Origin of the sequence: Methanococcoides sp. AM1, assembly GCF_900774055.1 — an archaeon.
Classification (GTDB): domain Archaea; phylum Halobacteriota; class Methanosarcinia; order Methanosarcinales; family Methanosarcinaceae; genus Methanococcoides.
This window is the reverse complement of record NZ_CAAGSW010000002.1, coordinates 329,927-348,681: the sequence shown is the minus strand read 5'-3', so window position 1 is coordinate 348,681 and position 18,755 is coordinate 329,927. Positions and strand designations below refer to the sequence as shown.

Here is an 18,755-nt window from a genome sequence, read left to right as displayed (position 1 = left end):
TTTACAACATATATACCTTTTCATTTTTGTACAAATCATATCGATAAAATTAATATGAAAACTATAAAATCGAGTTTAATTTGCAATATATACAAAACACTTAAATACTAAGACAGATAATTTGAAGTGTAAATCATGCAATTCACAAATATGACCGGTTGTGACCTGAAAATATAATTATGCCATCAAATGAGCAAGGGGAGTATGCTTTAATGATGCAATCGGGTCATCGCTGAGTACGCGCATGTAATCCATATAGTGATCACATGACGTAGAAGAAACCATTACATAACCAATAACATAAGGAGGTTCAAATGGATCTAAACCGTTTTACACAGAAAGCACAGGAAGCTGTCCAGAAGTCATTCACCATTTCTGCAAGGTATTACAACCAGCAGACAGATTGTGAACATCTGTTCCTTGCATTAATGGAACAGGACAGTGGTCTTGTCCCTACACTTCTTAATAACATGGGCTCTGACACACAGGCAATTGTCCGAAAACTGGAGGAGCATTTGTCCGGACTGCCGCAGGTTTCAGGTCCGGGAAACGAGCAGGCATACGTGAGCCAGTCATATAACAGGGTACTCGATACTGCTGACAAGGAAGCTCGCACCATGAACGATGAGTATGTCAGTGTAGAGCACCTACTCATAGCATTATTAAAAGAAAAAGGAAGCCCTGGCTATCGCATACTTGAAGAAGCGGGGATCACACTTGAAGCTGCTTTACAGGCTATAAAAGAACTAAGGGGGAACCGACGCATTACAAGTGAGAATCCCGAAGATACTATGGAACCGCTCAAGAAATACGGCATTGACTTTACCGAACTTGCTGCACAGGGAAAACTAGACCCTGTTATCGGAAGGGACCAGGAGATAAGACACACCATCGAGATCCTTTCCCGACGCAGGAAAAACAACCCGGTCCTCATCGGAGAAGCCGGTGTCGGAAAGACAGCAATTGTAGAGGGCCTTGCATTGCGTATTGCAAAGAGGGATGTTCCAGATGCCATGAAAGATAAGAAGATCATCGCACTTGACATGGGTTCACTTATCGCAGGAGCAAAGTTCAGAGGAGAGTTCGAGGAACGTCTCAAAGCGGTACTGAAGGAAGTTGCAGACTCCGAAGGACAGATCATTCTCTTTATCGATGAATTGCACACAATTGTAGGTGCAGGTGCCACTGAAGGCGCCATGGATGCAGGCAACCTGCTAAAACCGATGCTTGCGAGAGGAGAACTGCACTGTATCGGTGCTACGACCCTTGATGAGTATCGCAAATATATCGAAAAAGATGCAGCTCTTGAGAGAAGATTCCTCCCGGTACTGGTGGACCAGCCGGATGTTGAGAATACCATCTCTATCCTGAGAGGATTAAAAGAAAGATATGAGGTCCACCACGGAGTGAGGCTTAAGGATACTGCACTTGTGGCAGCAGCGGTTCTCAGCGACCGTTACATCTCAGACAGGTTCCTGCCTGACAAAGCCATCGATCTTGTGGATGAGGCCGCTGCAAAGGTCAGGACATCCATAGACAGCAAACCATCTGAACTGGACGAAGCTGACAGGAAGATCCTGCAGCTGGAGATGGAACGCGAAGCACTCAAGAAAGAAAAAGATGCGGTTTCAAAGGAGAGACTTGCAGATCTTGAAAAGGAGCTTGCGGACATTCGTGCTGAATCCGATGCCATGCGTGCAAAATGGCAGGGAGAGAAGGATATCATCGCAAACCTGAGTTCCTTAAAACAGCAGATCGAAGAGATCAAGATCCAGCTTGAACTGGCTGAGAACAGCGGTGACTTCGAACAGGCCTCAAAGCTGAAATACGGCACACTGACCCCTCTTGAACATCAGTATAATGAAGAAGAGGCAAAGCTTCAGGAACAGCAGGAAGAGATGCTCCTCAAAGAAGAGGTTGGTGAAGAGGATATAGCACAGGTGGTCAGCCAGTGGACGAACATCCCGATCACGAAGCTCATGGAAGGAGAACGTGAGAAGCTCACCCATCTGGAAGACAAGCTCCATGAGAGATTGATCGGACAGGATGAAACAGTAAAAGCTGTCTCTGACGCGGTCATCCGTGCCTATGCAGGCATCAAGGACCCGAAGAGGCCTATAGGAAGTTTCATTTTCCTCGGACCGACCGGTGTGGGTAAGACAGAGCTTGCCAAAGCACTGGCAACTGAGCTCTTCGATGATGAGAACAACATGATCCGAATCGACATGTCCGAGTACATGGAAAAACACACCGTTTCAAGGCTGATCGGTGCACCACCAGGATACATCGGTCATGAGGAAGGCGGACAGCTTACCGAAGCAGTGCGCAGGAGACCTTATTCGGTCGTCCTGTTCGACGAGATCGAAAAGGCTCATCATGACGTGTTCAATGTCATGCTCCAGATACTTGATGACGGGCGCCTGACAGATTCACACGGAAGGACTGTGAACTTCAAGAACACGTTGATCATCATGACATCGAACATCTGTGTGGACTACGCCATCTCAAAACTCGAGAAGGGTGAAGACTACGCTAGCATGCAGGAGATGGCACAGAACGAGCTGACCAAACATTTCAGACCGGAATTCATCAACCGTATCGATGAGCTGGCGATCTTCAGACCGCTGACAAAGGGCCAGCTTGTACAGATAGTGGATATCAAGGTGGCGGACCTTGTCCACAGGCTTAAGGACAAGAGGATCACACTTGAGATCACTGATGGTGCAAAGCATTATCTTGGAGATGCGGGATACAGCGAGTCGTTCGGAGCACGACCGCTAAAACGTGTAATTCAGAACGAGGTAGAGACACCGGTTGCAAAACTGATCGTTGAAGGCAAAGCTCCCGAAGGATGCACAATAATTGTGGATGCGAATGAACGCGGCATAACTGTTGAAGTAGCCATTCAGGATGAAGAATAAGACATTAAAGGGGGTTTCCAGCCCCCATTTCTATTTTAGATTCCCACTTAAACCCCATTAGTCCTCGTAATACTTCCTTGGGATCCTCATTATAGGAGATTCAAGATAGAGTAATAGAAGCAGGAACATTGCTGTTGAGAATATTGAAAGATATGCAGGCAATACAATGTAAGATGCTATGGGCAAAATGAATACGATCGCTACAAAAGCCATTGCTTTTGCACCCCTTAACTTAGGATAAGGATACTCACTTACCATAAGGAAAGAGAGCAACAGCACAATTGCGATAACTCCGTAGAACTGGACATACCTGTCTGCCATGAGCATATAAGAGGCGATCACTACAGCAGATGCGGTTATAGGCAGACCTTCAAAATCAGGTATGCTTTTCTGTTTTGTGTTGAACCTTGCAAGGCGGATTATTCCACAGAACAGATAGAAACATGCCCCAATGGCCATTATGTAAGGATGAGAATAACCATAGATGAAATATAAGGCAGCTGCAGGCGCAACACCAAAGGAAATGGCATCTGCGAGGGAATCCAGATACTCACCGATAGCACTGTTAGGCATCCTGCGTGCCAGGAAACCATCCATGCCATCAGCAATAGCTGCAAAAAAGATGAATATAAAAGCAAGATCCGCATACCCGGAGCATGCACTGAATATAGCCATCATGCCAAAAAGGGCATTTCCAAGTGTTACAAGATCCGGGACCCGGAGGGCTTTGAACATCATTGTTTATTCCTCTTGAATCCCTTTTCTTTTGCGATCATGGTTTCCCCTGCATACACACGATCACCGACCTTGCACGATATCTCAAAATCAGAAGGAATGATCACATCGACCCGGGAACCGAAGCGTATCATCCCGATCTTTTGTCCGCTGGCTACGTTGTCGCCCACCTGCAAATATGACACTATCCTGCGTACAAGGACACCGGCGATCTGAGTTACTTCTACATCCCCGTGGCTGCTTTCAATAACTGTGATCGTACGCTCGTTACGTTCGGAATCCTTATTGAAAGCTGGCATGTGCCCGCCTTTTTTATGAGTTATGCTACGGATAGTTCCGGAGATCGGAGCACGGTTGACATGAACATTGTGAACGTTCATGAAAACGCAGACCTTGCCATTGGCCACGTCTATTACCTTACCATCAGCGGCAGAGAACAGGCAATGGTCACATATCTTTGTCTTCCTTTCGGGATCCCTGAAGAACCATATTATAAAGACAAAGAGAGCAAGACCAAAATATGATAGGTAACGAAGTAATGCAAGGTCTGTCAGAGAGGATGCTATTGTGCTTGCCAGAGCAAAAAAGCCCACAACAGCGATCCACGAGGTAGAATCTTTAGCTAACATTTCTGAAGTCCTTAGCCTTTCCTTACAATTTTCAGGATATGCTTAGTTGTCATTTGCCACAACCCATCGATCATGTCAAGAAGTTCAGGCAATATTCGCATCACAACGTAAGCGATCACAAAGAGTGCAATGGCTGAACCGATCTTTGCGATCACGTGATGAGCGATCTCAAAACTTTCAGGTCCGAACCACTGGTCCCCATAAGCTGCTATTACAAAGACATTCCTGACGATGTTAAGCATAAATATTACAGGCACAGAGACCATGAATGCCGACATTATTCTCTTGAAAGACCCATTGATGGAGATGATAAGTCCCGTGAACAGGGCAATACTTTCGATGGCAGTACAGGCAAGTATGATCTGCACAGTATAACCATTGTAGGTTATCTTATGCCATGTTGACTCTACATTATAACCCAGGAAGCCAAGCAAACCGGCTGTAGCATTGGTCACATTAGATATGATCCACTGGTTCAGGGAAGGAATGTTCGCGAAAGGGAAGTAGAACAATGAGCCTATTGCCGTTGCGCTCGTAACCATCAGAATGACATTGAGATCCTGACTCCGACCGGATGCCGAAGGTTCCCTGTACTCACGTATCATATTATGTGCCATAAAAAGGCAGAAAGCAGCAATTGCCAGGGTCAGTACTACATTGAAATAGTCACTGATCTCAATATAATGAAGCGGCTGGTATGCCCAATGAAGAGAAAAGAATATCCACCCTACCCCACCTACGAGGAACTTTATTCCTCTTGTTACAGGTATGATCGAGGATAATACCATCAGGGCAACTGCGATCCATAGTACGTTTTCTATCATTATCAAACACCTTTATCACAGGTATCATATATAGTATCTTGCTAATTGTATTAAGGTTTTGTTCAAATGACAGTTCCCACCACCCCCCTGCTCACAGTTGATGCCGTAATCATCTTAAATGGTAAGATTATACTGATAAAAAGAAAGAATCCCCCTTTCAAAAACGGATTTGCACTACCGGGTGGTTTCGTGGAGATAGGCGAGACTACCGAAGCTGCGGCAATTCGGGAAGCGTATGAAGAGACCGGACTATCTATCAATCTTGTTAAATTGATAGGAGTGTATTCAGAGCCTTCGCGTGATCCGAGAGGACATACCGTATCTGTATGTTACCTTGCTATAGGTCACGGCGAACCAAAGGCCGCCACTGACGCAGCTGAAGTAGCCCTATTCGACCTGAAGGAGCTACCAGATATAGCTTTCGACCACCGAAAAATGATTGAAGACGCAGGAGATGATATTAATGGAATTCTGTCCAAAATGTAAGAGCATGATGTTCCCCATCGAAGGCTCATTAAAATGCAAAAAATGTGGGTACACAAAAGATAAGGAAACAAACCCTGAACTTGTATCAAGATCGAACCGTGAAGAAAGAGAGGTCACTGTACTTGAAGGCGACATTGACGAAGGACTCCCCACAACTACAGCAAGGTGCCCTGAATGTGAGAACAACGTAGCATACTGGTGGTTAAGACAGCTCAGATCTGCTGATGAATCCGAGACCAGGTTCTTCAAGTGTACCAAATGCAGCTTCACATGGCGTGAATATGACTGAGGATATGTGTGCAAAGAACAGTGAAAGCATATATACTGTAAATGATATAAAGAAGTTGAAATCGAAACTATTTGGCGGAGAAACAACATGTTCAAGGCGACAATTGATGCATATCTTCTAAAAGATTCAATCGAAACACTATCTGTACTCGTGGATGAAGCAAGATTCAGGATCTCACCGGAAGGAATCGCGGTCCGGGCAGTAGATCCTGCAAACGTTGCAATGGTCAGTTTTGACCTGGCAACTGATGCTTTTGATGATTTTAGTGCAGATGACTGCGAATTGGGATTAGACCTGTCAAGAGTAAGTGACATACTTGCAGTTGCAGACAGGGACGACAAGGTCCAGATGGAACTTGATGAAGATACAAAGAAACTGAAGATACAGATCGGTGGTTTCTCATACACACTCTCACTACTTGACCCGTCAACCATCCGTGCAGAACCAAGGATCCCACAGCTCGAGCTCCCGGCCGAGATCGTTCTCAACGGAAAGGACCTCCAGAAGGCTGTCAAAGCTGCAGAGAAGATTAGTGACCACATGTTACTTGGTGTTGAAGGAGAAAATTTCTTCATGGAAGCTGAAGGCGATACTGACCGTGTAAAACTCACAATGTCACGCGACCAGCTGATCGATATCAAAGCAAATGATACACGTTCACTGTTCTCACTGGACTACCTGTCAGACATAATCAAACCCGCCTCTAAATCCAATGAAGTAACACTACACCTTGGAAAGGACTTCCCGATAAAGATCAACTTCTCCATTGCTAACGGAGCTGGTACTATCGGATATCTCCTGGCACCAAGGATCGAATCTGACTAAAATGGACAGCAGAGATCTCGCCTTATATCCTTTTGTATCCGAGGCATCCGAATATGTCGGTGGCCTCGGTTTTTCACCAGAGAAACTCCTATCCTCCCGCGCACTTGACTCTGCCCGCATGAGAGGAAAGGAGCGTGTAATACAATCATTATCAGGAGAGATCGAAAAACCATCACCTTCGGCTTCGGAAGAGGGAAAGATCCTCACCGAACTTTTGTCATACCCTTTTGCAAGGATACTGGTATCCTGTATCGATGACCAATTCCTGATAAGAAAATATGCACTTGCAGAAGCAAAAGCTGCATACAGGCTTCTTAAGACGCAGCAACCGGAATTCCTACAGGAACTTGGCCTTGATTTCCAGATCAATGCCGAAACCTACGAAAATATGGAATCCCACGATATCCTTTTTGATCTTCATTTTACTGATTACATCAAACTTGCAACTACCTTAAAGGACCTGAACTGGAAACTTGTCAACAGGAAAATGAAAGCAGGACATGTCAGGATCAGCAAGGAAGAGTTTGCACGCCTGCTGCAGGAAGCTATACGCTCACGCATACAGAATGCGCTTCCACTTTCAGTCCCTGAAGAGATCAGCCAGGCATGCACATCATACCTTGCAGAGATCAGCGAGATCCTTGAGGAGAAAAAATCCGATTTCGGCATTGGAGAGTTCCAGAAAGTGGAAAGTGAACTGTTCCCACCATGCGTCGTACAGGCCATAGCAAATGTCAGGGCAGGCGTGAACCTTGCCCATTCGATGAGATTTGCAATGACATCGTTCCTATTGAACATTGGAATGACCGTGGACGAGGTCGTCGCTATGTTCAATGTATCTCCGGACTTTGACGAGGAGAAAACAAGATACCAGATCCAGCATATTGCCGGCTCATCAGGAACATCTTATAAGCCACCATCATGCAATACGATGCGCACATACGGCAACTGCTACAATCCTGATGAGATCTGTAAAAACACAAAGCACCCTTTAGGCTATTACAGCAGAAGGATGTGGATCAAGAACAAAATGGAAAAAGAGAACGAAAAGAAGGCTTGAAGCCATTCTTTTGAACTTTTATAAGGTTCTACCGAGAACCATTTCCTACCATAGTAGCATTATATTCTGTTTTTCTTACGCCTTATTTTCGACTATATTTGCGGCACTGTTCCACAAAACTGTCCACAGGGAAAGAACCTGGATGTGCATGCATATAGCTTGCCAGTGAATTGTGCTCTGTGATACCATCCTTGCCGTTCATGATACCTTTTCCACGAGACATCTCGTAAACAAGTCTTGAATCACTGTCACATTCTGTGAGCGAGTAGTGGAACTCATGTCCCCTGACAGGTCCTTTTATGAACTTGCCCTTTGCAACACCTTCGGTGTATCCCAGTGCCTGAAGTCTCTTTGTAAGGATAGTCTCTGCAGGGAAAAGGTCTGCCATTTTGTAAACAACATCCTCGATCTCATAGGAACTGCAAAGGTATTGTAACCCTCCGCATTCACCATAGATCGGCATGCCATCTGCTGAGAAGTCTTTGAGCTTTTTGGTCGTCCTTGACTTTTCAAGCTCGGCAATGTTAAGTTCAGGATATCCGCCACCAAAGTACATACCATCCACTTCAGGGATATCACCATCAAGAGGACTGAAGAACTCGATCCTGGCACCACATTTACGGAACATATCGAACATTTCTTCATAATAGAAACAGAATGCATCATCACGGGCAACACCAATTGTGACCTCCGACATATTGCCAACACACCGGTCATCTTCGACCTCAGGTTTCTTTGGCTCGGAAGCAAGGGAGAGGATCTCATCGATGTCAACATTTTCTTCAATGAACTCTGCAAGCTTGCCAATATCATAATCCTGTTCTGAGGCCATGTGCAGGCCAAGATGCCTTGAAGGTACCTTTATGTCGTTGTTCCTTGGAACAGTTCCCACAACAGGAATGTCGGGAAGAACATCTTTGATCATCTGGGCATGCCGGGGGCTGCCCACCCTGTTCAGGATGACACCGGCAATGTTCACATCCTTGTCGAACTCGGTGAAGCCTTTAACGATGGCAGCTGCACTTCTGGACATGCCGTGCACGTTCACTACCAGAATAACAGGGATACAAAGAGACTTGGCAACATGGGCTGAACTGGCGATCTCCGTTGAGTTCATGCCATCGTAAAGACCCATTACGCCTTCGATGACAGAGATATCAGCATCCTTGTAGCTGTTAGCAACAGTCCTGCGAACACCATCAACGCCCATCATGAACGTATCAAGATTTCTTGAGGACCTGCCACAGATAGCAGTATGATGAGTAGGATCTATGTAATCAGGACCAACCTTGTAAGGCTGTACTTTCATATTCCTTTTCGTAAGGGCGGCCATAACACCCATTGCCACGGTGGTCTTGCCTACGCCGCTATGTGTTCCTGCAATTAGGACCGATCGTTTCATGCCACTAATTGAGTTGGTTTTATATATATCCATTACTATTCCTGTTCATAACTTAAGCCATTCTAGTGTATACGAGCATGAAAACTTCAAATGATCTTCTTACAGACAAGTTCGGCCGAACGGTCAAAAGTCTTCGGATATCACTTACCAACCGCTGCAACCTTGACTGCATCTATTGCCACAGTGAAGGAGATGAAGGCAGCAGAAATGAGATGACGGTTGAAATGATCTCCGACATAGTGACCACATCAGCAAAGTTCGGCGTCAATAAGGTCAAGTTCTCAGGCGGTGAACCTCTTGTCAGGAAAGATTTCGAGGAGATACTCAGGGCATTGCCGGAGCTTAAAGATGTCTCAGTGACAACTAACGGCGTTCTCCTGAAAGAACGGGCATACAGTCTTAAAGAAGCAGGTCTGGACCGCGCCAATGTCAGTCTTGACACCCTTGACCCGGAAAAATATGCCTACATCACACATGGAAAACCGGAAAACCTGAATGATGTCCTCGAAGGGATAAATGCAGCAATCGATGCTGGCCTGACCCCTGTGAAGATCAACATGGTCCTCCTCAAAGGCATAAATGAGGATGAGATAGATGATATGCTGGAGTTCGTTCGAAGTCACAAGGGAGACCTTGTGTTGCAAATTATACAGGTCATGGACTTCAGGGAAGGTGCTCAATACAACCTCGATGCTGAGGAGATCGAAAATGATCTTGAAAGGCGTGCCGATACGATCAGGATGCGCAAAATGCATCACCGTAAAAGCTATATTATCGACGGGGCAGAAGTTGAGTTCGTACGACCTATTGACAATGCGGAATTCTGTGCTAATTGCAACAGGCTCAGGATAACTGCGGATGGTAAGTTAAAACCCTGCCTTCTTGTCAATGATAATCTTATAGACTTCTCAAATGCTGATCCTGAAGACCTTCCTGAACTCCTGAGATCATCCATAGAACGTAGAATACCTTTCTACAGGGACTCGAAAGAAAGAAGGATCATTGACAAAAAAACAATCATTGGAGATCAATAAAATGGAAGTAGAGCTTACAGTTGACGGTAATGATATCGAGATCAACCATTTCGTACAGAAGATACTTGGAGCAATGGCAAGTTCTTCTGTGGAGACACTTCACGGTGTCGACCCGGACTGGAAGGACATCACCATCAAACTGAAAAAATAAATCTGGTAATTATCATCCGGCCAGAGGTATCACACAATCAGACCAGATGTTCTATATCTGAGAACTTTATCGGAGATGTCGCATCCAGCGAGATAGGTGTCACAGATATATGACCATTCTCAATGGCATTGACATCCGTACCATCTTCTGCTTCATGGATAAGGTCACCTGTGATCCAGTAATATGAAGTTCCCCGAGGATCATGACGCTCTTCCACATCAGTCTTGAAGAACTTGCGTGCAAGGCTTGTTATTTCCACCTCACAATTTTCTTCCGCAAAATGCGGGATGTTAATGTTCAAAAGGTCCACATTTTCAGGAAGACCATTCTTCAACACTTTTTTTGCCACCCGATTCACAAACTTCACACCTACATCAAAGTCATGCTGGAAATCCCTGAGATCATCGAACTTAAGACCTTCTTCCTTTACCTGTATGGAAGCTGCAATAGCAGGAACACCATAACTTGCACCTTCGAGTGCAGCACCGATGGTACCGGATGTTGTGATAGTATCAGTACTTATGTTCTCCCCGATATTGAAGCCTGAAAGGATAAGATCAGGCAATTCCTTCATGATAGTAAAAATTCCAAGTATTACGGAATCAGTAGGAGTCCCACCCACTGCATTTACTTCTATGCCGTCTATAACTGTACGATTAATGCGCAATGGCTCAAATATGGATATAGAGCGTCCCACACCACTTTGCTGCATAGCAGGTGCTGAAACAGTGACATTACCCAGATCGGATACACTCCTGTAGGCCGCCCTGATGCCGGCAGCGTAGACACCGTCATCATTGGTGAGCAGTATTCGTGTTGACATTGGTGCTTTCTTTGCTCTCTGTACTATTATAGTTAATGGGACAAAAAGAGAAAAAGGAGTTGTGGAATGTGAAATTAAAAACAGATCTAGACCAATGCCAATAGAAAGGTCTTATTCAAATAGAGGAATTAAAGTGGTAACTGTTCAGACCCTACTTCTGGCCTTACCTTGTTATAGGCAGCATTAAAGCCGTTACCAATGGACCCTGCAAACTGTCCGCCATTGACCTCAAGTTCCATATCAGGGATGGGTTCAACCGTCTCAGGATCATCAAGTATCGGGTCACAAAGGTATATCTGCAGATCCCCTGACCCATCCATAAAAACAGATGGTCGAACACCTGTATTATTGTACTCTTCTACTGCGCCCCTGAAGACCAATGACATATATTTGACTGCCTGCATTGTAATCATCTTTTCCTAACGTAACAATACATAGTTTTTATGGACATGCATATATCCAGTGTGTTCATGATTTTTGCATAAATGAAGGATATGTGGACATGCCAAAAAATGATGAAATAACATTTACTTCAAATAACAGCACCAATCGACACAATAAATCATTATGCAACAGGAAGTGACACATGTTTGCACTCAAAATGAGAAATTTATTTAAACTATTGAACGATACGTGGTAGAACACATTATACGTACTACATACATTGCATACAGCATGATTACAAAATAACACTTACAGTTGGAATCATTATGCTTGAAGATGAATATCAAATCGATTTTTTCTCTGATAACGGATTTATCAGAAAACAGTGTCCTAAATGTGGAAAATACTTCTGGACACGAGACCAGGATAGGTCGACATGTGGAGATGCACCATGCGACCCCTATTCATTCATAGGCAATCCCGTATTCAAGAAAAAAATGGAACTTGCAGACATGCGGGAATTCTACCTTAAATTTTTCGAGGAACAGGGCCATACCCGCATCGACAGATACCCGGTCATTGCCAGATGGAGAGACGACATTTACCTGACCATTGCATCAATTGCTGATTTCCAGCCATTTGTAACATCCGGACAGGTACCACCACCGGCAAACCCACTTACCATTTCCCAGCCATGCATCAGACTTTCTGATCTTGATGCTGTGGGAAGGAGTGGCAGGCACCTTACAACCTTTGAGATGATGGCACACCATGCCTTCAACAACCAGAAGAAGGAGATCTACTGGAAGGACCACACACTTGAACTGTGTGACGGACTTCTCAACTCTCTTGGTGCGGACCCGATGGCTGTTACATACAAGGAAGAGCCATGGGCAGGCGGAGGAAATGCCGGACCATGCGTGGAAACACTTATCGGTGGACTTGAGGTCGCAACACTTGTGTTCATGGACCTGAAGCAGGACAAGAAGGGAGACATAAACATCAAGGGAGACCAGTATTCCAAGATGGACAATTACATCGTGGATACCGGATACGGACTTGAGAGGTTCGTGTGGGCATCAAAGGGTTCACCTACAATATATGATGCAGTCTTCCCCAGCATTGTGAACGAACTCATGGGACTTGCAGGTATAGAGCATGAACTTGAGAACGAGGAGTATACTAATATCCTTTCACAGAATGCACGCCTGGCAGGACTTATGGACGTCAGCGAGAAAGCAAACCTGTTCGAATTGAGGAAGCAGGTCGCTTCCAGCATTGGGACTACCGTAGAAAAGCTCAGCTCGATAATGGAACCTGTGGAAAGCGTCTATGCTATCACAGATCACACAAGATGCCTGACATTTATGCTCGGTGACGGTGGCATACCATCAAATGTCAAGGCAGGATACCTTGCAAGGCTTGTTATACGCAGGACGCTCAGGATGATGAAAGACCTTGGAATCAAGACACCCATATCTGAGATCGTGCAGATGCACATCGAAAACCTGCCAGAGTATCCTGAGTTCCAGGAGAACTTTGATGTCATGGAGGACATCCTTGTCCATGAGGAACGCAAGTTTGCGGACACCCTTCAACGCGGCAGGAGAATGATGGAGAAATCCGCCAAGCACTACAAGAAGAGTGGAGAGAAGATCCCTCTTGAAACCATCATAGACATGTATGACAGTCAGGGCATCCCACCAGAGATCTCAAAGTCTGTTGCATCAGAGGTCGGCGTGGAAGTAGATCTTCCTGACAATTTCTATTCACTGGTAGCCGATAAGCACAGCAAGTCCGAAGAGAAGGAAGAAAAGGTAATTCCTTTTGCAGACAGGATCGCAAAGTTGCCAAAGACAAAGCGCCTGTTCTATGACGAGCCCAACAGGATGGAATTCGAAGGTGTTGTCCTTGACATATTTGAAAAACATATCGTACTTGACAATACGCTTCTTTACCCCGAGGGCGGCGGACAGCCAGCTGATCACGGCACATTGACCGTTGAGGATGTTGTACTTAATGTGGTGGACACCCAGATCTACAACGGCGTAGTGGTCCATACAATTGATCATATCGAGGACGAACTGCACATCAGAAAAGGTGACCTTGTGGTCGGCAGGGTTGATGAAGAGCGCCGTATGGCACATGCAAGACATCACACTGCAACCCACATCATCAATGATGCTGCAAGGGATGTCCTTGGAAGCCATATCTGGCAGGCAGGTGCCCAGAAGTTCAGAGACAGGGCGCGCCTTGACCTTTCACACTACAAGCGCATCACACAGGAAGAACTTGACCAGATAGAGCTGATCGCAAACCGTACGGTCATGGAGAACAAGCGGGTGCTGAGTGACTGGATGGACAGGACGGAGGCCGAACAGAAATATGGGTTCCGCCTTTACCAGGGTGGCGTACCTCCAGGAAAGATGATCCGTGTCATGCAGGTGGGTAATGACATTGAGGCATGTGCAGGCACTCACTGCACGAACACAGGCCTTGTGGGTCCGATCAAGATACTAAAGACCGAACGCATACAGGATGGTGTTGAGCGTCTGGAATATGCTGCCGGAGAAGCTGCTGTCAAAGCAATGCAGGATCTTGAGTCACTTGTGCGCGATTCATCAGAAACACTGCGCGTATCAGCAGAACAGTTGCCATCTACTATCGAGAGGTTCTTTGATGAATGGAAGGACCTTAAGAAAGAGAACACAAAGCTCAAAGACGAGCTTGCTCATGTGAGGGTAAGCCAGCTGATAACAGACGCTGAGACCATCAACGGCATCAGGGTGATCGCAAAGGCGGTTCCGCATGCAGACAGTGATGAACTCACAAAAACAGCCGGTGAACTGACACATGAGAGCGATGTTGTTGCTGTACTGATAAGTGAGCTGGATGGTGTTAAGATCGTAGCAGCTGCCGGAGATGAAGCTGTTAAGAACGGCGTCAACGTGGGCTCAATAGTCAAAGAGATGTCCGCAATTGTCGGCGGCGGTGGCGGAGGACGCCCTAACATGGCACGTGGTGGAGGAACTGACCCATCAAACATGACCGGCGCACTTGATCGCGGCATTGAGCTGTTAAAAGAACAACTCGAATGATCGGAAATTGAACTTAAACAAGGAGCTCTTTTGCGGCACTGCCAAAAGGAGCACCTTTTAATAATGTTCAGGTGCTGATCGAAGATTGCTATTGTAGCAGACATCATACTATTCTTTACTTTTTTGCTATATTTATTGTATTTGTTGCCCTTCAACTCGATAATATATCATGTGACCGGAAAATACATGCATAAACACATCAAAAAATACCAATTGATTTGAAAAGATTAATATTAGAAAAAAAACAATAGAATGTACTGAAATTGTGAGGGTAAGATGTCTGCAGAAGAAACTGATGAGATCATGGGCACGCTTTGTAAGGAACTAGCCACAAAGAATGCATTATTGTTAGCGCCGATCAATGTGTTCAGTGAGAGGATGATCTATTATTATACATATTCTGCAATGAAGTGTGATCCTTCCCGCAACGTTGTATGGCTTTGCCTGAAGACATCCAGGAAACATGTTCTTGAAAAATTTGAAGAATACGGCCTTGAAGTCGAAAATCTTATGGAAAGAATATGGTTCATTGACACAGAGGGACCTGGCAAGAACGACCCTAATACCCTTTATTGCAATTCTGTAACAGATTACATTAAGATCGGTTCACATACATCAAAATTATTTGGCCAAAACCCCGGATCGATCCTCGTCCTTGATGACCTTACAGTACTTTCCAAAGACAACCTGCAGATAGTAGAGAATTTTATTAAATTCCTTGAAAGAAACGTTCGTGAAAATCAGGGAAGCATAATCTCCATGCTGGGCAAAGGTGCCCTTCCGGCTGAGACCGAAGGCCTGATGCGCTCGTTCTTTGAGGTCATAATCGATATTACGGAACAGGGGAAGTTACATACCGACATCGGAATGAATATTCTTGATGCCCACTACACCATCGTTGATGGAAAGATAGACCTGACTTACAGTCAAAAAAAGATGCAAAAGGAAAGACTGAAGATCCTGGTCGTGGACGATGAACCGGACATTCCTGAACTGATCAGACTTTCACTTGCCACAGAACCCTACGATTTCCTGATAGCATACAGCGGAGAAGAAGCTGTAAAGAAAGCCATCGAAGAAGTTCCCGACCTGATACTACTGGACATCATGATGCCGGACATGGATGGATATGAGGTCGTAGAGAAGCTCAAGCAGAACAGCGATGCACAGGATATTGCAGTCATAATGGTCTCTGCAAAGACAGAGGTCGAGGACAAGCTCAAAGGTATGCAGCTTGGAATCGATGATTACATCTCAAAACCATTTGATAAAAGGGAGATCAATGCCCGTATCAAGATGGTCATGAAAAGATTTGGATGGGAACCCAAGGAAGCGGATTCCAATTAAAAACCTCTTTTTTTAACTTTTTTATACTAACTCAAAAACAGAGCGATAACATAGTTCCAACCAGATATTTTAAATAATCTAAAACCTCTCAATCTAACAAAATACACTATAACTGTTTAACTATCATCGGAGTGTTTTAATGGAGATTCCTAAAGAATACGATTCTAATGAAATAGAAGTAAAATGGCAGGACACATGGGATATGTCTATGTATCATTTTGACTGGAAGGATGAAAGCCGTCCACAGTACATAATCGATACACCACCTCCATATCCTACAGGAAATTTCCACATCGGGAATTCACTCAACTGGTGTTACATCGATTTCGTTGCACGATATAAGAGAATGCAGGGATTCAATGTAATGTTCCCACAGGGTTGGGACTGCCACGGCCTTCCTACCGAAGTAAAGGTAGAGGAGATCCACGGCATTACCAAGAACCAGATACCACGTACTGAGTTCAGAAAACTGTGCGAGGAAATGACCGTCGGCAACATTGAGAAGATGCGCGCCACAATGCTCCGTCTCGGGTTCTCCACGGACTGGAGTAATGAGTTCATCACAATGGACCCTGACTACTATGTCAAGACCCAGAGATCCTTTGTCAAGATGAAGGAAATGGGACGCTTATACCAGTCAGAGCATCCTGTGAACTGGTGTCCAAGATGTGAAACAGCTATTGCTTTTGCTGAAGTAGAATACGATGCAAGGGACACAAAACTGAACTTCCTGCACTTCGACAAACTGGAGATCGCAACCACAAGGCCTGAACTGCTTGCAGCATGTGTGGCAGTTGCCATCAATCCTGATGATGAAAGATATAATGAGAATATCGGACAGACCGTCAAGGTACCATTGTTCGGCCACGAGGTAAAGGTCATAGGGGACAAGGATGTGGACCCGGCATTCGGTACGGGGGTTGTCATGATCTGTACCTTTGGTGACAAGCAGGATGTAAGATGGTGGGCAGAGCATGATCTGCCACTAAGGAAAGCTATTGACAAGAACGGGCTCATCACAGAGATCGCAGGCAAGTATGCAGGCATGACTATCCCTGAATGCAAGGCAGCCATTATTGAGGATCTTAAAAAGGAAGGATACCTCTATGACCAGAAAACGCTCGACCAGAATGTCGGCATGTGCTGGAGGTGCAAAACCCCTATTGAGATCCTGTCTGAACGCCAGTGGTTCGTGAAGATCGACAATGAGGACATACTCAAAACTGCCGATGAGATCGAGTGGCTGCCTGAGTACATGAAGGTCAGGCTCCAGAACTGGACAGGAACAATGGAATGGGACTGGTGTATCTCACGCCAGAGGATATTTGCAACACCAATACCTGTCTGGTACTGTAAGAACTGTGGAGAGGTAATGGTAGCAGAAGAAGAATGGCTACCAATGGACCCTACACAGGAACAGCCACCTGTAGCATGCAAGTGTGGTTCCACTGACTTCGAAGCAGAAGAAGATGTGCTTGACACCTGGATGGACTCTTCCCTCACAGCCCTGCACGTTGCCGGTTGGTTAAGCGATAAGGAGATGAGAAACCCAACACAGCTGCGTCCACAGGGACACGACATCATACGCACATGGGCATTCTACAGCATACTGCGTTCAAAGGCACTCACCGGCAAGAGACCATGGGATTCCATACTCGTTAACGGAATGGTGCTCGGAGAGGATGGCCACAAGATGAGCAAGTCACTTGGAAACATCATCTCACCGGAAGAAGTAATCGCAAAATACAGTGCTGATTCATTCAGGCAGTGGGCTGCCGTAGGTGGCTCCACCGGATCAGATGTAATGTTCAGATGGAAGGACGTCGTATCAGCATCACGATTCTTTACAAAGATGTGGAGTATCTACCGGTTCTCCATGTCACACCTTGAGGATGATCTTTCAGACATTGTGAAAAACAAGCCAGAAGAGCTTGCGATCATTGACAGATGGTTGCTGAGCAATCTTAACAGGCTCATTATGTCAGTAACTGAAAGCCTTGATGCATACCAGTTCGATGAAGCATACAAGTCCATCAGGGGATTTGCATGGGAGACCCTCGCAGACAACTATATCGAGCTTGTCAAATCCAGACTATACGGAGATGACGAAGATGCCCGCAGGACAGCTCAGTACACGCTTTATCTGGCAATGGATGCACTCTCACGCATGCTTGCACCTTTCGCACCATTCTTTGCTGAAGAGATGTACTCAAGGATTGGAGAAGGCAGCGTACATGCGCAGGAGTGGCCGGAAGCTGACAAGTCGCTAATAAGTGAATCCGTAGAGAAGGACGGAGAGCTCATCAAGGAAATTGCAAGCAATGTCAGAAGATACAAATCCGAGTCAGGCATGGCACTAAATGCCCCTCTTGAGAAAATTGAGGTATACGGTACACTCGGAGACGCTTCCGATCTTATCGGTGTGACGAACTCAACCGTAGAGATCATCGAAGGCGAGCCTGACTTTGAGCATGTTCCAGTGAACATCAAGCCGAACATGGGCATCATTGGTCCAAAGTTCAGGAAGCAGGCAGGTGCCATCATCAAGACGCTTACATCAATGGACCCTGTGGAAGTTGCCAATATCGCTTCAAAGGGCAACATCAACATAACAGTTGATGGAGAGGACATTGAGCTTGCGCCTGAAAGTGTTGTCATTGAGAAAGAGGTCATCTCTGCCGGCAGGGCTGTGGATGTCCTTGATGTCAATGGTACTGTCGTAGTGATAGTCCGCTGACCAAAACAGT

16 protein-coding genes are annotated in these 18,755 nt (G+C 45.5%); 10 read left to right on the top strand and 6 right to left on the bottom strand.

Translation table 11 applies throughout. The features are described 5' to 3' along the window. Nucleotides 1–314 precede the first annotated feature (314 nt). Nucleotides 315–2,921 carry an ATP-dependent chaperone ClpB gene (gene clpB / locus E7X57_RS04390; protein ID WP_135610929.1) on the top strand — a complete coding sequence of 869 codons (2,607 nt, stop codon included), beginning with the start codon at nucleotides 315–317 and terminating at the stop codon, nucleotides 2,919–2,921. A 57-nt stretch (nucleotides 2,922–2,978) separates the two neighbouring features. Here the strand turns inward: clpB and E7X57_RS04385 are convergent, their stop codons facing one another. From E7X57_RS04385 to artA, 3 genes are read right to left on the bottom strand one after another with little or no spacing between them, the layout of a single operon-like run. Continuing rightward, nucleotides 2,979–3,659 carry an archaetidylserine synthase gene (locus E7X57_RS04385; RefSeq protein ID WP_135610927.1) on the bottom strand — a complete coding sequence of 227 codons (681 nt, stop codon included), beginning with the start codon at nucleotides 3,657–3,659 and terminating at the stop codon, nucleotides 2,979–2,981. Beyond that, nucleotides 3,656–4,285, bottom strand: coding sequence for a phosphatidylserine decarboxylase (locus E7X57_RS04380; protein ID WP_135610926.1), 630 nt, complete (start codon nucleotides 4,283–4,285; stop codon nucleotides 3,656–3,658). Before E7X57_RS04380 ends, E7X57_RS04385 begins: the two co-directional genes overlap by 4 nt. An 11-nt stretch (nucleotides 4,286–4,296) precedes the next feature. Continuing rightward, nucleotides 4,297–5,109, bottom strand: coding sequence for an archaeosortase A (gene artA, locus E7X57_RS04375; protein ID WP_135610924.1), 813 nt, complete (start codon nucleotides 5,107–5,109; stop codon nucleotides 4,297–4,299). Between the two features lie 66 nt (nucleotides 5,110–5,175). On the opposite strand from artA, the gene E7X57_RS04370 reads away from it, so the two are divergent. The 4 genes from E7X57_RS04370 to priL all read left to right on the top strand — a co-directional run bounded on the left by E7X57_RS04370 (nucleotide 5,176) and on the right by priL (nucleotide 7,769). Further along, nucleotides 5,176–5,595: an NUDIX hydrolase gene (locus E7X57_RS04370; protein ID WP_135610922.1), complete on the top strand. Its 420-nt coding sequence runs from the start codon at nucleotides 5,176–5,178 to the stop codon at nucleotides 5,593–5,595. After that, nucleotides 5,573–5,884 (top strand): transcription factor S, encoded by a 312-nt coding sequence (locus E7X57_RS04365; protein ID WP_135610920.1) that lies wholly within the window; start codon nucleotides 5,573–5,575, stop codon nucleotides 5,882–5,884. The genes E7X57_RS04370 and E7X57_RS04365 overlap by 23 nt, the downstream gene beginning before the upstream one ends. A gap of 87 nt (nucleotides 5,885–5,971) precedes the next feature. Further along, nucleotides 5,972–6,709, top strand: a complete 738-nt coding sequence (pcn, locus tag E7X57_RS04360; RefSeq protein ID WP_135610917.1) for a proliferating cell nuclear antigen (pcna) — start codon at nucleotides 5,972–5,974, stop codon at nucleotides 6,707–6,709. Nucleotide 6,710: 1 nt separating this feature from the next. Continuing rightward, nucleotides 6,711–7,769 carry a DNA primase regulatory subunit PriL gene (gene priL, locus E7X57_RS04355; RefSeq protein WP_135610916.1) on the top strand — a complete coding sequence of 353 codons (1,059 nt, stop codon included), beginning with the start codon at nucleotides 6,711–6,713 and terminating at the stop codon, nucleotides 7,767–7,769. Nucleotides 7,770–7,851: 82 nt separating this feature from the next. Here the strand turns inward: priL and E7X57_RS04350 are convergent, their stop codons facing one another. After that, nucleotides 7,852–9,171: a cobyrinate a,c-diamide synthase gene (locus tag E7X57_RS04350; RefSeq protein ID WP_135610914.1), complete on the bottom strand. Its 1,320-nt coding sequence runs from the start codon at nucleotides 9,169–9,171 to the stop codon at nucleotides 7,852–7,854. 77 nt (nucleotides 9,172–9,248) lie between these two features. On the opposite strand from E7X57_RS04350, the gene moaA reads away from it, so the two are divergent. Together moaA and E7X57_RS04340 are read left to right on the top strand one after the other, a co-directional pair. Beyond that, on the top strand, nucleotides 9,249–10,205 hold the full coding sequence (gene moaA / locus E7X57_RS04345; protein WP_135610912.1) for a GTP 3',8-cyclase MoaA: 957 nt from the start codon (nucleotides 9,249–9,251) through the stop codon (nucleotides 10,203–10,205). Between the two features lies 1 nt (nucleotide 10,206). After that, nucleotides 10,207–10,356, top strand: a complete 150-nt coding sequence (locus E7X57_RS04340; protein WP_167880885.1) for a hypothetical protein — start codon at nucleotides 10,207–10,209, stop codon at nucleotides 10,354–10,356. Nucleotides 10,357–10,393: 37 nt separating this feature from the next. Here the strand turns inward: E7X57_RS04340 and surE are convergent, their stop codons facing one another. Next, the gene (gene surE, locus E7X57_RS04335) at nucleotides 10,394–11,179 is read right to left on the bottom strand and encodes a 5'/3'-nucleotidase SurE (RefSeq protein ID WP_135610908.1); all 786 of its coding nucleotides are present in this window, start codon (nucleotides 11,177–11,179) and stop codon (nucleotides 10,394–10,396) included. Nucleotides 11,180–11,307: 128 nt separating this feature from the next. After that, complete coding sequence (locus E7X57_RS04330; RefSeq protein WP_135610906.1) at nucleotides 11,308–11,583, bottom strand: hypothetical protein; 276 nt, start codon at nucleotides 11,581–11,583, stop codon at nucleotides 11,308–11,310. 306 nt (nucleotides 11,584–11,889) lie between these two features. On the opposite strand from E7X57_RS04330, the gene alaS reads away from it, so the two are divergent. From alaS to E7X57_RS04315, 3 genes are all read left to right on the top strand, one after another. Continuing rightward, nucleotides 11,890–14,661, top strand: coding sequence for an alanine--tRNA ligase (gene alaS / locus E7X57_RS04325; RefSeq protein WP_135610904.1), 2,772 nt, complete (start codon nucleotides 11,890–11,892; stop codon nucleotides 14,659–14,661). 276 nt (nucleotides 14,662–14,937) lie between these two features. After that, the gene (locus E7X57_RS04320) at nucleotides 14,938–16,008 is read left to right on the top strand and encodes a response regulator transcription factor (protein WP_135610902.1); all 1,071 of its coding nucleotides are present in this window, start codon (nucleotides 14,938–14,940) and stop codon (nucleotides 16,006–16,008) included. A 139-nt stretch (nucleotides 16,009–16,147) separates the two neighbouring features. Next, a complete protein-coding gene (locus E7X57_RS04315; RefSeq protein WP_135610900.1) occupies nucleotides 16,148–18,745 on the top strand; it encodes a valine--tRNA ligase in 2,598 nt (865 codons plus the stop codon). Nucleotides 18,746–18,755: the final 10 nt, after the last annotated feature.

What these genes read in the sequence shown, in the direction of transcription:
- clpB (WP_135610929.1), top strand. Translation starts at nt 315, where the DNA reads ATGGATCTAAACCGTTTTACACAGAAAGCACAGGAAGCTGTCCAGAAG.
- E7X57_RS04385 (WP_135610927.1), bottom strand. Translation starts at nt 3,659, where the DNA reads ATGATGTTCAAAGCCCTCCGGGTCCCGGATCTTGTAACACTTGGAAAT.
- E7X57_RS04380 (WP_135610926.1), bottom strand. Translation starts at nt 4,285, where the DNA reads ATGTTAGCTAAAGATTCTACCTCGTGGATCGCTGTTGTGGGCTTTTTT.
- artA (WP_135610924.1), bottom strand. Translation starts at nt 5,109, where the DNA reads ATGATAGAAAACGTACTATGGATCGCAGTTGCCCTGATGGTATTATCC.
- E7X57_RS04370 (WP_135610922.1), top strand. Translation starts at nt 5,176, where the DNA reads ATGACAGTTCCCACCACCCCCCTGCTCACAGTTGATGCCGTAATCATC.
- E7X57_RS04365 (WP_135610920.1), top strand. Translation starts at nt 5,573, where the DNA reads ATGGAATTCTGTCCAAAATGTAAGAGCATGATGTTCCCCATCGAAGGC.
- pcn (WP_135610917.1), top strand. Translation starts at nt 5,972, where the DNA reads ATGTTCAAGGCGACAATTGATGCATATCTTCTAAAAGATTCAATCGAA.
- priL (WP_135610916.1), top strand. Translation starts at nt 6,711, where the DNA reads ATGGACAGCAGAGATCTCGCCTTATATCCTTTTGTATCCGAGGCATCC.
- E7X57_RS04350 (WP_135610914.1), bottom strand. Translation starts at nt 9,171, where the DNA reads ATGAAACGATCGGTCCTAATTGCAGGAACACATAGCGGCGTAGGCAAG.
- moaA (WP_135610912.1), top strand. Translation starts at nt 9,249, where the DNA reads ATGAAAACTTCAAATGATCTTCTTACAGACAAGTTCGGCCGAACGGTC.
- E7X57_RS04340 (WP_167880885.1), top strand. Translation starts at nt 10,207, where the DNA reads ATGGAAGTAGAGCTTACAGTTGACGGTAATGATATCGAGATCAACCAT.
- surE (WP_135610908.1), bottom strand. Translation starts at nt 11,179, where the DNA reads ATGTCAACACGAATACTGCTCACCAATGATGACGGTGTCTACGCTGCC.
- E7X57_RS04330 (WP_135610906.1), bottom strand. Translation starts at nt 11,583, where the DNA reads ATGCAGGCAGTCAAATATATGTCATTGGTCTTCAGGGGCGCAGTAGAA.
- alaS (WP_135610904.1), top strand. Translation starts at nt 11,890, where the DNA reads ATGCTTGAAGATGAATATCAAATCGATTTTTTCTCTGATAACGGATTT.
- E7X57_RS04320 (WP_135610902.1), top strand. Translation starts at nt 14,938, where the DNA reads ATGTCTGCAGAAGAAACTGATGAGATCATGGGCACGCTTTGTAAGGAA.
- E7X57_RS04315 (WP_135610900.1), top strand. Translation starts at nt 16,148, where the DNA reads ATGGAGATTCCTAAAGAATACGATTCTAATGAAATAGAAGTAAAATGG.